14 protein-coding genes and 1 pseudogene are annotated in these 12,327 nt (G+C 58.7%); 10 read left to right on the top strand and 5 right to left on the bottom strand.

Going from position 1 to position 12,327, the window contains the following annotated elements; genetic code table 11:
• The 3 genes from ABJP42_RS01590 to ABJP42_RS01580 all read left to right on the top strand — a co-directional run.
• On the top strand, positions 1 to 589 hold a 589-nt coding region (locus ABJP42_RS01590), incomplete at its 5' end, for a DMT family transporter (protein ID WP_348338148.1).
• Between the two features lie 181 nt (positions 590 to 770).
• Positions 771 to 2,045, top strand: a complete 1,275-nt coding sequence (eno, locus tag ABJP42_RS01585; protein ID WP_348338147.1) for a phosphopyruvate hydratase — start codon at positions 771 to 773, stop codon at positions 2,043 to 2,045.
• Between the two features lie 3 nt (positions 2,046 to 2,048).
• Positions 2,049 to 2,630, top strand: coding sequence for a carboxymuconolactone decarboxylase family protein (locus ABJP42_RS01580; RefSeq protein WP_348338146.1), 582 nt, complete (start codon positions 2,049 to 2,051; stop codon positions 2,628 to 2,630).
• 14 nt (positions 2,631 to 2,644) lie between these two features.
• Here ABJP42_RS01580 and ABJP42_RS01575 read toward each other — a convergent pair whose 3' ends face one another.
• The 3 genes from ABJP42_RS01575 to mazG all read right to left on the bottom strand — a co-directional run bounded on the left by ABJP42_RS01575 (position 2,645) and on the right by mazG (position 5,003).
• Positions 2,645 to 3,094 (bottom strand): GNAT family N-acetyltransferase, encoded by a 450-nt coding sequence (locus ABJP42_RS01575; RefSeq protein WP_348338145.1) that lies wholly within the window; start codon positions 3,092 to 3,094, stop codon positions 2,645 to 2,647.
• Positions 3,091 to 4,044: a nucleoside hydrolase gene (locus ABJP42_RS01570; RefSeq protein WP_348338144.1), complete on the bottom strand. Its 954-nt coding sequence runs from the start codon at positions 4,042 to 4,044 to the stop codon at positions 3,091 to 3,093. The genes ABJP42_RS01575 and ABJP42_RS01570 overlap by 4 nt, the downstream gene beginning before the upstream one ends.
• A 113-nt stretch (positions 4,045 to 4,157) precedes the next feature.
• Positions 4,158 to 5,003 (bottom strand): nucleoside triphosphate pyrophosphohydrolase, encoded by an 846-nt coding sequence (gene mazG / locus ABJP42_RS01565; protein WP_348338143.1) that lies wholly within the window; start codon positions 5,001 to 5,003, stop codon positions 4,158 to 4,160.
• A gap of 64 nt (positions 5,004 to 5,067) precedes the next feature.
• Between mazG and ABJP42_RS01560 the strand changes: the two genes are divergently transcribed.
• The 4 genes from ABJP42_RS01560 (at position 5,068) to ABJP42_RS01545 (ending at position 8,772) form a co-directional block, all read left to right on the top strand.
• Positions 5,068 to 6,243 carry a M20 aminoacylase family protein gene (locus tag ABJP42_RS01560; RefSeq protein WP_348338142.1) on the top strand — a complete coding sequence of 392 codons (1,176 nt, stop codon included), beginning with the start codon at positions 5,068 to 5,070 and terminating at the stop codon, positions 6,241 to 6,243.
• Between the two features lie 135 nt (positions 6,244 to 6,378).
• On the top strand, positions 6,379 to 7,347 hold the full coding sequence (gene speB, locus ABJP42_RS01555) for an agmatinase (protein WP_348338141.1): 969 nt from the start codon (positions 6,379 to 6,381) through the stop codon (positions 7,345 to 7,347).
• Complete coding sequence (speB, locus tag ABJP42_RS01550; RefSeq protein ID WP_348338140.1) at positions 7,340 to 8,287, top strand: agmatinase; 948 nt, start codon at positions 7,340 to 7,342, stop codon at positions 8,285 to 8,287. Before speB (ABJP42_RS01555) ends, speB (ABJP42_RS01550) begins: the two co-directional genes overlap by 8 nt.
• Before the next feature lie 62 nt (positions 8,288 to 8,349).
• Entirely contained in the window at positions 8,350 to 8,772 is a 423-nt protein-coding gene (locus ABJP42_RS01545) for a DUF1499 domain-containing protein (RefSeq protein WP_348338139.1), read from the top strand.
• A gap of 41 nt (positions 8,773 to 8,813) precedes the next feature.
• On the opposite strand, the gene ABJP42_RS01540 is transcribed toward ABJP42_RS01545, so the two are convergent.
• On the bottom strand, positions 8,814 to 9,116 hold the full coding sequence (locus ABJP42_RS01540) for a hypothetical protein (RefSeq protein ID WP_348338138.1): 303 nt from the start codon (positions 9,114 to 9,116) through the stop codon (positions 8,814 to 8,816).
• Positions 9,117 to 9,189: 73 nt separating this feature from the next.
• Between ABJP42_RS01540 and prfA the strand changes: the two genes are divergently transcribed.
• The 3 genes from prfA to ABJP42_RS01525 all read left to right on the top strand — a co-directional run bounded on the left by prfA (position 9,190) and on the right by ABJP42_RS01525 (position 12,105).
• Positions 9,190 to 10,245, top strand: coding sequence for a peptide chain release factor 1 (gene prfA, locus ABJP42_RS01535; RefSeq protein ID WP_348338137.1), 1,056 nt, complete (start codon positions 9,190 to 9,192; stop codon positions 10,243 to 10,245).
• Positions 10,242 to 11,090 (top strand): peptide chain release factor N(5)-glutamine methyltransferase, encoded by an 849-nt coding sequence (gene prmC, locus ABJP42_RS01530; RefSeq protein ID WP_348338136.1) that lies wholly within the window; start codon positions 10,242 to 10,244, stop codon positions 11,088 to 11,090. Before prfA ends, prmC begins: the two co-directional genes overlap by 4 nt.
• 226 nt (positions 11,091 to 11,316) lie before the next feature.
• Complete coding sequence (locus ABJP42_RS01525; protein WP_348338135.1) at positions 11,317 to 12,105, top strand: DUF4167 domain-containing protein; 789 nt, start codon at positions 11,317 to 11,319, stop codon at positions 12,103 to 12,105.
• 105 nt (positions 12,106 to 12,210) lie between these two features.
• On the opposite strand, the pseudogene ABJP42_RS01520 reads toward ABJP42_RS01525, so the two are convergent.
• Positions 12,211 to 12,327: pseudogene (locus tag ABJP42_RS01520) on the bottom strand (16S rRNA (adenine(1518)-N(6)/adenine(1519)-N(6))-dimethyltransferase); the annotation flags it as partial.

Here is a 12,327-nt window from a genome sequence, read left to right as displayed (position 1 = left end):
GGCGGCCCTGTTTCTGGGGGAACAGGTCGGCTGGCGGCGTTGGAGCGCTATCTGTGTCGGTTTTGCTGGTGTTCTGATGATTGTACGCCCTGGTCTGGAAGGCTTTGATCCATCGGTCTTTTTGGTGCTCTTCGCGGTGCTGGCCATTGCAGCGCGAGATCTCTTGACCCGTTTTGTCGACACAACAGTCTCTTCGGCAGTGGTGAGCTTTCAGGCCTTTGCCTCGCTCATTGTGGCTGGCGGGTTGCTGCTGGTCTTTACCTCCGGCGAGCCCACTGCAGTGGATGGGCGTCAGGCCCTGATGATGCTGGGCGGGATCATCTTTGGGGTCGGCGGCTATTACGCCATCGTTATCGCCACCCGCATTGGCGATGCCTCTGCCATCACCCCGTTTCGCTATAGCAGGCTGTTGTTTTCTATCCTGGTCGGAGTGGTAGTCTTTGGAGAGCGGCCCGATGCAATGACCCTGGGCGGTGCGGCGCTGATTATCGCCTCTGGTCTCTATACCTTTTTGCGCGAACGCCGCTTGGTTCGCCAACAAGCCCGGCTGCAGCGGTCAGAAAATTCCCAGGCCCTGGCGGCACGTTGACACTTTTGGTGTTTGTTCTGGTTCCTGTTCTTAAACCGGCATCGATACCGTTGGCGCAAACACTAAGATGTTAGCCCTAACCTCGTGAATTAAACGCTGTTAGCGGTAACGATCACTGTTTACATTTGCCCCTTGGCTGCTATGACGCAGGCATCTTTTGTTGCAGCCAGGGACCGTCCACATGAGCACGATTATCGACATTCACGCCCGCGAGATCCTCGACAGCCGGGGGAACCCCACGGTTGAGGTCGATGTGATCCTGGAAGACGGCACCATGGGCCGCGCGGCCGTGCCATCTGGTGCCTCCACAGGTGCTCACGAGGCGGTAGAGCGTCGCGATGGCGACAAGGGGCGTTACCTGGGGAAAGGCGTGCTGGAAGCCGTTGCCGCCGTCAACGGTGAGATCGCCGAAGAACTGGTTGGATTTGATGCCACTGAACAGGTTGCCGTTGATGGCGCCATGATCGAGTTGGACGGCACTCCCAACAAGGCGCGTCTGGGCGCCAATGCAATTCTGGGTGTCTCCATGGCTGTGGCCAAGGCGGCAGCCGATTTCACAACCCAGCCATTGTTCCGTTATGTGGGCGGCACATCTGCGCGTGTTCTGCCCGTGCCGATGATGAATATCATCAATGGTGGCGAGCACGCCGACAACCCCATCGACATTCAGGAATTCATGATCATGCCAGTGGCTGCGGATAACATCCGCGAGGCCGTACGCATGGGCGCCGAGGTGTTCCACACCCTGAAGAAAGAGCTGTCCGCTGCGGGCCTCTCCACCGGGATTGGCGATGAGGGCGGCTTTGCTCCCAACATTGCCTCCACCCGTGAAGCGCTGGATTTTGTTTTGAAATCCATCGAAAAAGCTGGCTACCGTCCAGGCGAAGAAATCTATCTGGCGCTGGATTGCGCCGCGACCGAATACTACAAGGACGGCAAATATGTGCTCTCCGGTGAGGGCAAGACTCTGTCCTCTGCCGAAAACGTCGATTACCTGGCGGCGCTGGTCAACGACTACCCGATCATCTCGATCGAGGACGGCATGGGCGAAGACGACTGGGACGGCTGGAAAGCCCTGACCGATGCCATTGGCGACAAGGTGCAGCTGGTCGGCGACGATCTCTTTGTGACCAACCCCGCCCGTCTGGCCGAAGGTATTCAGCGCGGCAGCGCCAATTCCATGCTGGTCAAGGTGAACCAGATTGGCACCCTGACCGAGACCCTAAAGGCTGTTGATATGGCCCATCGTGCTGGTTTTACCAATGTGATGTCGCACCGCTCCGGCGAGACCGAGGATGCGACAATCGCTGATCTCGCGGTGGCCACCAACTGTGGTCAGATCAAAACGGGCTCGCTGGCGCGCTCGGACCGGTTGGCGAAATACAACCAGCTGATCCGTATCGAAGAAGTGCTGGGCGAAGTGGCTGAATATGCAGGCCGCTCAATCCTGAAGTAAAACATGAGCCGGGACAGAAATGCCCCGGCTTTTTCTCTTATCTATTCGGTAGATTTTATGTTCCGGCTTATTGCCCGCTTCTTGATCCGTCGCGCCGAGCGTCGACTAAATGTTTCTTTGGACTATACCCGTGTCATCGCAGAAACTGATTTGGGTCTGTTGGCGCGCTACAACAAGATCTTTGGCTTTCTGGATCCCAACAGCCACCTTCCCCCCGAGGTCTATCATGCGGCACGCTTGACTGGCGCTTTGGCTGCAGATTGCGGCAGTTGTGTTGAGGCTGAAATCAACCTCGCCCGCACCGCTGGTCTTTCCAAAACACTGATCCGGGATATTCTGAAAGAGGGCATGCTCACGCCTGAACTCTCCGCCGTAGTGTCCCTGTCGCGCGCGGTCACATTGGATCGCCAGGATGATCCCGAATCCCGTGAAGCCATTCGCGAGGCCTTTGGTGAGGCCGGGTTGATTGAGCTTAGTTTTGCGATGAACGGGGCGGCCCTGTTACCGGGGATAAAGCGGGCCATGGGGCATGCCACATCCTGTAATCTGGGGCTGATGTCTGGTCTGGACGAAACGGTGCCCTAGGCAGTTTTAAGGTGCTACAATCGTTTGGTCATCAACATGTAGCTGTCGCGCGGTTCGAATCTGGTCCGCTGATACAGCCGCTGAGCGGCATTATTGCTGCGGTCCACTTCCAGGTGCAGCGCTTTGATCCCGGCCTGTGCCAGGGTTTTGGGCAGCTCGATCAGCACCTCAGAGGCAAGGCCGCGGCCCCGTACTGGCGGGCGGATGTAGATTTCATCGACAAAACCATCCATGCCGCCAAACTCCACTGACCAGCCAAAGGTGACAACGATATAGCCGATGGGTGCGCGGGTGGGGCCGATGATATAGGCGACCCCATAGGGAATGCCGTCGAGAAGGGGTTCGATCCCGCCGCGACGTAGCTCTGGTGTGGACCCTATTCCTACCTCGGTATGAAAGGCCTCCACCATTGTCAGCAGTTTTTCCAGATGTTCCGGTCGCGCCAGATGCAGCGCGGCGCTCATAGCCGGGCCAGGCGTTCGGTGATCAGATCAAAAAAACCATCCGCGTCGACATCACCAATGAACATCGCATTGGGGCTGCGGTCGGTGACCCGCCACCAATCGGCAACGGTCATGCCAAGAGTCAGGTCTGACTGGGTTTCGATTTCGACGTTGATATGGCGGCCGGTGAAAAGCTCTGGCTGGATCAGATAGGCGATCACGCAGGGGTCATGCAGCGGGCCACCTTCGGAGCCGTATTTCTCCATGTCAAAGCGTTCGAAGAAATCGAGCATCTCTGCGGTAAAAATGCCGGCTCGGTTGTTCAAATCCCGCAGGGCTTCGATCCGGGCGCGGGTGGTCAGAGCCTTATGGGTGACATCCAGCGGCATCATGGTGATCTGCACGCCTGATTTGAGCACAATATCAGCGGCTTCGGGATCGACATAGATGTTGAACTCGGCGGCGGGAGTGATGTTGCCCACTTCAAAATAGGCGCCTCCCATGAACACAATTTCCTGCACCTTTTCGACAATGTCGGGCGCGGCCTGAAAGGCGGCAGCGATATTGCTGAGCGGTCCAAGCGGGCAGAGCGTTATGGTCTTGGCGGGGGCTGCGCGCAGGGTTTGGATGATGAAATCGACGCCGTTTTCATCCTGCAAAGGCATTTGCGGTTCAAACAGATCAGGGCCATCCAGTCCGGTTTTCCCATGGACTTCTTCGGCGGTAACCAAGGCGCGTGACAGTGGCGCGTCCCGCCCTGCGAAGACCTTGATATCCGCGCACCCGGCAACCTCGCAGATAATGCGGGCATTTTTCTGGGTCAGGGACAGCGGCACATTGCCGGCCACACAGGTGATACCCAGGACCTCGATCTCTTCTGGGCTGGCCAGGGCCAGCAGCAGGGCGACGGCGTCGTCCTGGCCGGGGTCGGTGTCGATGATGATTTTGCGCGCAGTTGTGGGGGCAGTCATGCAGATGGTCCTGAGGTAAAAGGGGAGGGTTGCAGCGCCAGCGCTGAATGTCCAGACGCGCCGATGGGGCTGGCTCCCGGAATTCTGAATATTTTTGGAAAGGTGAAGTGGGATCAGCTCTGGCGGCGCTCGTCCGCCTTGACCGCATCCCAAAGCGCATCCATTTCCGCAAGATCACTGTCTTCGGGGCGCTTGCCGATTTTTGCCAGTCTGGCTTCGACGCCTTCGAAACGGCGGATGAATTTTGCGTTGGCCTGGCGCAGGGCGGCTTCCGGCTCCACCCCGAGATGGCGGCCAAGATTGGCCATAACAAACATCAGATCACCAAACTCCTCTTCCACCTTGTCTTGGGTGAGGTGATCACGCGCTTCGACCAGTTCGGCGGCTTCTTCGCGGATCTTTTCGATGACCTGGGAGGTTTCTGGCCAGTCAAATCCGACGCGAGCGGCGCGTTTTTGCAGTTTGAAGGCGCGCAGCAGGGCTGGCAGGCCCGTGGCAACCCCGTCCAGGGTGCCCGTTTCCTGGTTTCCGGCGCGTTCAGCGGCCTTGATCGCCTCCCAGTCGGCGCTCTGTTGTTCCGGGCTCTTGTCGCGGCTTTCTGCGCCAAAGACATGCGGATGGCGCGCGACCATTTTGTTGGACATGGTGGTGACCACATCCTGAAAGGTGAAATGCCCGGCCTCGGCCGCCATCTGGGCGTGAAACACCGATTGGAACAACAGATCCCCCAGCTCGCCTTTCAGCTCGTCCCAGGCCTCGCGTTCGATGGCATCTGCGACCTCATAGGCCTCTTCGATGGTATAGGGCGCAATGCTGGCAAAATCCTGTTCGATATCCCAGGGGCAGCCCTGGTTGGGGTGGCGTAGCGCGCGCATGATTTCCAACAGGCGTTCAATGCCCGCGGTTTTGTCATGGATCAATGCGGGGTCATAGGCGGGGGCGAGGGGTGTGTCGGGCATTGCAGCTGCTCTTGTTCCTGTGTCAGATGCATCAATCCCGAGTCTCACACAGGAGTCCACCCCAATGGCCATCGTGAACCGCATTGCTGATTATGCCAACGAGATGAAGACATGGCGTCAGCATCTGCATCAAATCCCAGAATTGGCGCTGGATTTGCCCAAGACTGCGGCCTATGTGGCCGACCGCCTGCGCGAGATTGGCGTCGATGAGCTGCACGAGGGTATTGCCACCTCTGGCATGGTCGCGATTATCAATGGTCAGGGCAATGACGATGGCACCGGGCCAACCATTGGCCTGCGCGCAGATATGGATGCGCTGCCGATCCCCGAAGAAACCGGTCTCGACTATGCCTCTGGGCATGAAGGAAATATGCATGCCTGTGGCCATGATGGTCATACCACCATGTTGTTGGGGGCTGCCAAGTATCTGGCAGAGACACGCAAGTTTTCCGGCCGGGTAGTGTTGATCTTTCAACCCGCCGAAGAGGCCATAGGGGGTGCCCGCATCATGGTGGAAGAGGGCATCATGGAGCGGTTCAATATTGGTGAAGTCTATGCGCTGCACAACACGCCAGGCCTGCCGGTCGGCGCCTTTGTGACTTCTTCCGGTGCCCTGATGGCGGCAGTGGATACTTTTCATATCAATATTCAGGGGCTCGGTGGCCACGGCGCAATGCCGCATGAGACCCGCGATCCGGTGATGGCCGCCTGTGGTATCGCCCAGGCCATTCAGACCATCATTAGCCGCAATCATCACACCTTGGAGGATCTGGTGGTTTCCGTCACCCAGATCCATACTGGCACTGTCGACAATGTGATCCCCGATACCGCCTATATCAATGGCACGGTGCGCAGCTTTAACCCTGAGGTACAGTCTATGGTGATGCGCCGCATGGAAGAGATCGTGGCGGGGCAGGCGGCGAGCTATGGCGTCACAGCGGAGCTTGAGTATGAAATCGGCTATCCCGCCACCATCAACAACCCGGAAAAAGCCGGGTTCGCGGTAGATGTGGCCCGTGAAATCTCTGGCGCGGATAATGTCGAGCCTGAAGGCGGGCGCGAAATGGGGGCCGAGGATTTCTCATATATGCTGAATGCCCGCCCCGGAGCCTATCTGTTTTTGGGCCAGGGCGAAGGCGCCGGGCTGCACCACCCTAAATACAACTTCAACGATGAGATCGCCCCTATTGGCGCGTCTTTCTTTGCCCGGTTGGTGGAGCGCGCCCAGCCTTTGGGGTGATCTGATCCGAGCAGAGGTGACAGGGGCTGGAAAACCAGCTATCTCAACCCTCAGAATATGATCAAATTAATCTTGCCTTGGATCCGAGCCGATGTGTTCTGAACCAGGGCAGGGATTTTGCAGGGGAATGGGACCATGGCACTGGAAGATGCAAAGACGCAGGTGGATCAGGCTTTTACACGCGACGACCTGAAGGGCCTCAGCTTTGAGAATACCTTTGGCGGGGCGCTGTCCTTTTTGCGACGACGCTACAGCAAAGATCTGACCCATGCGGATATCGCCGTTACTGGCGTGCCCTTTGATCAGGCGGTGACCAACCGCCCTGGCACCCGTCTGGGGCCACGGGCGATCCGTGAGGCTTCGGCCCTGCAAAGCCCTGATGCGCCCTATGGCTGGGGCTATGATCCCTTGAGCGAACTGGCGATTGTAGACTATGGCGACCTCGCCTTTGATTATGCAAATGTGCCAGCCTTCCCGGATACGCTGCGCGACCATATTCGGGGTATTCTGGCGTCCGATACGGCCTCGGTAACCCTCGGGGGGGATCACTACATCAGCTTTCCGATCCTGAAGGCCTATGCCGAGAAATACGGCCCGATCTCGCTGTTGCAGTTTGATGCCCACACCGACACCTGGCCGGATGATGATTTCACCCGCGTCGATCACGGCACCATGTTCTACAAGGCGGTGAAATCCGGGATCGTTGACCCGGCTACCTCGGTGCAGGTGGGGATCCGTACCACCAATGAAGACACCCTTGGGGTCAATATCATCGACGCGCCGACTGTGCATGAGATCGGCCCGGTGGAAACCGCACGTAGGATCAAAGCCATCCTCGGCGATCGCCCGACCTACCTCAGCTTTGACATCGACGGGCTGGATCCAGCCTATGCACCGGGCACCGGCACACCGGTTTGGGGCGGGCTTACCTCGGCGCAGGCAGCCCGCATCTTGCGCGAGATCGCAGGTATCAATATCAAGGGCGGCGACGTGGTGGAGGTTTCGCCTCCGTTTGATACCACAGGGGCAACTGCAATCGCCGGGGCCCATGTTGCAATGGAAATTATCTGCCTGCTGGGCTGGAATATGAGAGACAATGGCTGAGTTTAATCAACCGATTAGTGGTAACGATCTGGCGCGGTTTTCCGGGCCTGGGACTTTTATGCGCCTGCCGCAGGCAACCTCGCTTGAGGGGCTGGATGTGGCTTTCCTTGGTGTGCCGATGGATATTGGGACCTCTTGGCGGTCTGGCACGCGATTTGGTCCCAAACAGATCCGCGCCGAAAGTGCCATGCTGCGGCCCTATAATATGGCGACTGGGGCGGCGCCTTTTGACAGTCTGAACGCTGGCGACATTGGCGATCTCGCGATCAATACCTTCTCGCTCAAAGAATCCCTACGCATTATTGAAGAAAGCTATCAGGCGATCCTGTCTGGTGGGGTGATCCCCATGGCGATGGGCGGGGATCATTCGATCACCCTGCCAATCCTGCGGGCCATTGCCGCCAAATACGGGCCGGTTGCCCTGGTGCATGTCGATGCCCATGCGGATGTGAATGACGACATGTTCGGCGAACGCGAAACCCATGGCACCGTGTTTCGCCGCGCCCATGAAGAAGGTCTGATTGTCGCCGATAAGACCTATCAGATCGGCATTCGTGGTACTGGATACGGTGCGGATGATTTTACCGAGGCCCAGGGCTGGGGCTTTCAGCATTTCCCGGCGCAGGAGCTCTGGGGGCGCTCGCTGCACAATATGGGCGCTGAAATTCGCCGCGATATTGGCAACCGCCCGGTCTATGTCTCTTATGACATTGACAGTTTGGACCCCGCGTATGCGCCCGGCACCGGCACGCCTGAGATTGGCGGATTGACGACGCCGCAGGCGCTGGAGCTGATCCGCGCCCTGAAGGGGCTCAATATCGTTGGCTGTGATCTGGTGGAGGTCTCGCCTCCCTATGACACAACTGGCAACACGGCGCTAACTGCGGCTAATTTGCTTTATGAGTTGATGTGCGTTCTACCCGGCGTGAAGTCACGCTAAGCTCATGTTAGCGCCCTATCTGATCACAGAGGGCCAGAGAGCAGAAAGAGGGCTGAACCAAGATGGGGAAGATTATGATGCTGGTTTGGGTTTTGCTCGCCGCTGTGGTGGTGGTGATTGGCTTTATCAGATTGGCGCCGGTTGATCCCTTTGATTGGAACACCCAGCCGGAACTCTCTGAAGACAAGGAGTTTCGCGGCGGCGTCTTCAAGGTGGTGCGTTCTGGTCCCGAGGGGCTGCGCGATTTTGACCGTATCGCCTCGGCAGCCCCCCGGACCAAGCTATTGGCCGGATCGGTGGAAGAGGGCATGGCCACCTATGTCACCCGCACCAAGGTGATTGGCTTTCCCGATTACACCACCGCACGTCAGGACGGTGATCTGCTCAAGGTCTATGCCCGGTTGCGCTTTGGTCGCTCCGATCTCGGCGTAAACAAGGCACGTATTGATAACTGGCTATCGCTGATGCCGCCCTCGGCGGACTGAACTCTGCGCCGTTTTGTACGAATGATGCGCATGGCTAGCTCTTATAGGGTCGGCGGTGTGGCGGGCAGGGCTGAGAACCCCGGTATATTCTCCCGCAGACTGGCAGAGAGGCAATTGGCCTGCACCTCGCGCCACATCGGCACATTAAGCGACATCTGACACTGCGCCATGAACTGGCGTCCATCGACATCCAGGCAGCGGATCTCTCCCAGATCGACACGCGCCCCGGTTTTGTCGGTACAATAGCAATCAATGACCTTGCCACCGGGCCCTACGACATCCGCCAGCGCAGTCGATGCTGCGGTGATCAGCGCGAATGTGACAAGGGCTCTGGCATGTTTCATGGAGCTAGCATATCACAGAAGCAATACACTGCCAAAGCGGCAGGATGACACTGCAGATAGGAATGAGGCACGGATGATCCCCCAAGAGCGGCTAGAGCAGATCCTGCAACGGTTTCAGTATCTTGAAGCCGCAATGGCCGAGGGTGTCAGCGGTGCTGATATCGCCAGCCTAGCGCGGGAATACTCTGAGATCAAACCGGTTGCGGAGCAAATCAGCGCCTATCGCCAGCTACTGACCGATTTGGAAGATGCCAAAGCCATGCTGGCGGATCCGGATATGAAGGAATTGGCCGAAGAGGAAATTCCAGCCCTGAAGGCGGCCTTGCCCGAGGCTGAAGCCGAGCTGCAACTGGCGCTCTTGCCAAAGGATGCCGCGGACGTGCGCCCGGCAATGTTGGAAATCCGCCCTGGCACAGGCGGAGACGAGGCAGCCCTTTTTGCGGGGGATCTGCTGCGGATGTATCAGCGCTACGCCGAGGCGCGCGGCTGGAAGTTCGAGATCATCGAAGAACAGGCAACGGAGCTTGGCGGCATCAAAGAAGTGGTGGCCCATATCAAAGGCGAAAATGTCTTTGCCCGGATGAAATATGAAAGCGGCGTGCACCGGGTCCAGCGGGTTCCTGTCACGGAAAGCGGCGGCCGTATCCATACCTCGGCGGCAACGGTGGCAGTGCTGCCCGAGGCCCAGGAAGTGGATGTGCAGATCGATCCCGGCGATATCCGCATTGACACCATGCGGGCCTCTGGCTCGGGGGGGCAGCACGTAAACACCACGGATTCTGCCGTGCGTATCACCCACCTGCCCACCGGGGTCATGGTGGTCAGCGCCGAGAAATCCCAGCACCGAAACCGTGAGATCGCCATGCAGGTTCTGCGGGCCAGGCTCTATGATCTGGAGCGTCAGCGGATTGACGGAGAGCGTTCTGCTGACCGTGCCAGTCAGGTCGGATCTGGCGATCGGTCTGAACGGATCAGAACCTATAACTTCCCGCAGGGGCGGATGTCGGATCACCGGATCAATCTCACGCTTTACAAGCTCGACCAGATCATGCAGGGCGACCTGGAAGAGACAATCGATGCGTTGACCGCAGATAATCAGGCCCGCCTTCTGGCCGAGATGGGGCAATGACCAAAACTGGTGTAACTGCCGCCCAGGCCATGGCCGCTGCCGCAGCGCGGCTGCGTGCAGCAGGCGTTGAAGACCCGGCCCGCGATGCTCGCGTCTTGCTGGCTCATGCGGCCCAGATCGAAGCCAGTCGCGTCACGCTGATTGCGCCTGAGGAACTGGCGCCGGAAGTGGCTGACCGTTATGAGCAGCTGATCGCCCTGAGGGCGGTGCGGGTGCCTGTCTCGCATCTGCTTGGTGAACGGGAGTTTTATGGCCGTCGTTTCAAAGTCTCCAAGGATGTGCTGGACCCGCGCCCCGAAACCGAAACCCTGATCGAAGCAGCGCTGGCGCGGCCTTTTGAACATATGCTGGATCTTGGTCTCGGCTCTGGCTGCATCCTGGTGACACTGCTGGCGGAAACCGCCCACGCCACCGGGCTAGGCGTGGATCTCAGCGAAGCGGCCTGCCTGCAGGCCAGCGCCAATGCAGTGCTGCACCGGGTAGAGGCGCGTGCTGACATTCAGCAGTCGGATTGGTTTTCCAATGTGACGGGGCAGTTTGATCTGATCACCTCCAACCCGCCTTATATTGCCCTGGATGAGATGGCGGGCCTGTCACCAGAAGTGCGCGGTCATGAGCCTGATCTGGCACTGACCGATGGCGGCGATGGGCTGGGGGCCTACCGTGCCATAGCAGCAGGTGTGCGGCAGCATCTGTTGCCCGGCGGGCGGCTCTATCTTGAAATTGGCCCCAGCCAGGGGCAGGCAGTGTCAGATTTGCTGGCAGGGGCGGGGCTGGTTGAAATCGGCGTTCTGCCGGATCTGGACGGGCGCGATCGCGTGGTTTTTGCCCACAATGTCGCCTGAGGCGTCATTTTGTTGCGAAAATTTCTGTTTTTGAAAGAAACTTGCGGAAATATGAGATGCGCCCCTTGTCTGAGGGCATAGAAAATGGTTACTCAAGTTGTCGCTCAAAAAACGGCGAGGTTACTCTACCTCCCAGCGACACCAAGCCCAAAATAGTCGATCATCCGGCGCAAGGATGCGCTGAATTGGATCCATGACACATGAAAAATAGGCTGACGTTAGGCATATGAGATCGTCAAAATCACGTTCGCGTTCCAAGTCGAACCGGAACCGCCCCAATGGGGTCAATGTTGTAAACCGCGTCTTCGACAGCTCCGGCCCAGAGGGCAAGGTGCGCGGGACGCCGCAGCAGATCATTGATAAATACAACCAGCTGACGCGGGATGCTCAGCTGAGCAATGACCGTGTGGCGGCTGAGAATTTCCAGCAACACGCGGAACACTATTTGCGTCTTCTGAATGAAGCGCAGCGCGAGATCGATGCGCGCCGCGAAGATCAGGAACGGCAGAACCGGGAACGGCAGGCCGATCGGGATCGCGAACGGGCTGAACGGCTCGAACGGCAAGAGCGCGAAGCCACCGCCAATCAGAGTGCTGCACAGCAATCTGGACAACCACAGCCAGCCCATGCCTCCTCAGAACAGTCCCAGGGTGCTCAATCTGGTTCTGGCCAGCGGGCGCCAGCGGCACCCCGTCAGGACCCGGCCCATGCGCCGCAGCCCGATGTGATTGATCCGCGGGATGCTGCGAGCAGCCCGGCGCAGGACAGCGGCCTGGTTGAAACCCCCGAAAGCAAAGGCCAGGAGCCAGCGCAGGCGGCCAAGAAACCAGCTGCCCGCAAGCCACGTGGCCGCAAGCCCGCGCCAAAGCCACAGGTTGAAGGCGGCGAGGCCGTTGCGGGTGAGGCAGAGGCTGGCGCCGCAGCAGATGCCCCAAAAGAGGCCAAGCCAAAGCGCGCACCGCGTGCCCGCAAGCCCAAGCCGAAACCAGAAGGCGCCCCGGAAGCCGCTGAATAGGGTTTTGGGAGATGGACAATAGAAAACCCGGTGCCTTTGTTAAAAGGGCGCCGGGTTTTCTTTGGGTGGTCTTGAAGCTTGGTCTCTGCGAAGGGCTGTCTGCTGCTAGTCCAGGGGCTTGATGCTGCGTGCCAGGGCGCAGAACTCTTCGAGGCTGACCTGTTCGGCCCGTTCTGTCGGAGCAATTCCAGCTGCTTTCAGGTGGTCTTCGATCCCAGGGGC

The sequence above is a fragment of the Pseudophaeobacter sp. genome, from assembly GCF_039971195.1.
Lineage (GTDB): Bacteria > Pseudomonadota > Alphaproteobacteria > Rhodobacterales > Rhodobacteraceae > Pseudophaeobacter.
Note: the sequence above shows the minus strand (reverse complement) of the source record. Positions and strands in the feature narration are given on the sequence as shown.

What these genes read in the sequence shown, in the direction of transcription:
- ABJP42_RS01575 (WP_348338145.1), bottom strand. Translation starts at nt 3,094, where the DNA reads ATGAGCGCCGCGCTGCATCTGGCGCGACCGGAACATCTGGAAAAACTG.
- mazG (WP_348338143.1), bottom strand. Translation starts at nt 5,003, where the DNA reads ATGCCCGACACACCCCTCGCCCCCGCCTATGACCCCGCATTGATCCAT.
- prmC (WP_348338136.1), top strand. Translation starts at nt 10,242, where the DNA reads ATGACCAAAACTGGTGTAACTGCCGCCCAGGCCATGGCCGCTGCCGCA.
- ABJP42_RS01580 (WP_348338146.1), top strand. Translation starts at nt 2,049, where the DNA reads ATGAGCCGGGACAGAAATGCCCCGGCTTTTTCTCTTATCTATTCGGTA.
- ABJP42_RS01545 (WP_348338139.1), top strand. Translation starts at nt 8,350, where the DNA reads ATGGGGAAGATTATGATGCTGGTTTGGGTTTTGCTCGCCGCTGTGGTG.
- ABJP42_RS01525 (WP_348338135.1), top strand. Translation starts at nt 11,317, where the DNA reads ATGAGATCGTCAAAATCACGTTCGCGTTCCAAGTCGAACCGGAACCGC.
- speB (WP_348338140.1), top strand. Translation starts at nt 7,340, where the DNA reads ATGGCTGAGTTTAATCAACCGATTAGTGGTAACGATCTGGCGCGGTTT.
- ABJP42_RS01570 (WP_348338144.1), bottom strand. Translation starts at nt 4,044, where the DNA reads ATGACTGCCCCCACAACTGCGCGCAAAATCATCATCGACACCGACCCC.
- ABJP42_RS01560 (WP_348338142.1), top strand. Translation starts at nt 5,068, where the DNA reads ATGGCCATCGTGAACCGCATTGCTGATTATGCCAACGAGATGAAGACA.
- prfA (WP_348338137.1), top strand. Translation starts at nt 9,190, where the DNA reads ATGATCCCCCAAGAGCGGCTAGAGCAGATCCTGCAACGGTTTCAGTAT.
- speB (WP_348338141.1), top strand. Translation starts at nt 6,379, where the DNA reads ATGGCACTGGAAGATGCAAAGACGCAGGTGGATCAGGCTTTTACACGC.
- ABJP42_RS01540 (WP_348338138.1), bottom strand. Translation starts at nt 9,116, where the DNA reads ATGAAACATGCCAGAGCCCTTGTCACATTCGCGCTGATCACCGCAGCA.
- eno (WP_348338147.1), top strand. Translation starts at nt 771, where the DNA reads ATGAGCACGATTATCGACATTCACGCCCGCGAGATCCTCGACAGCCGG.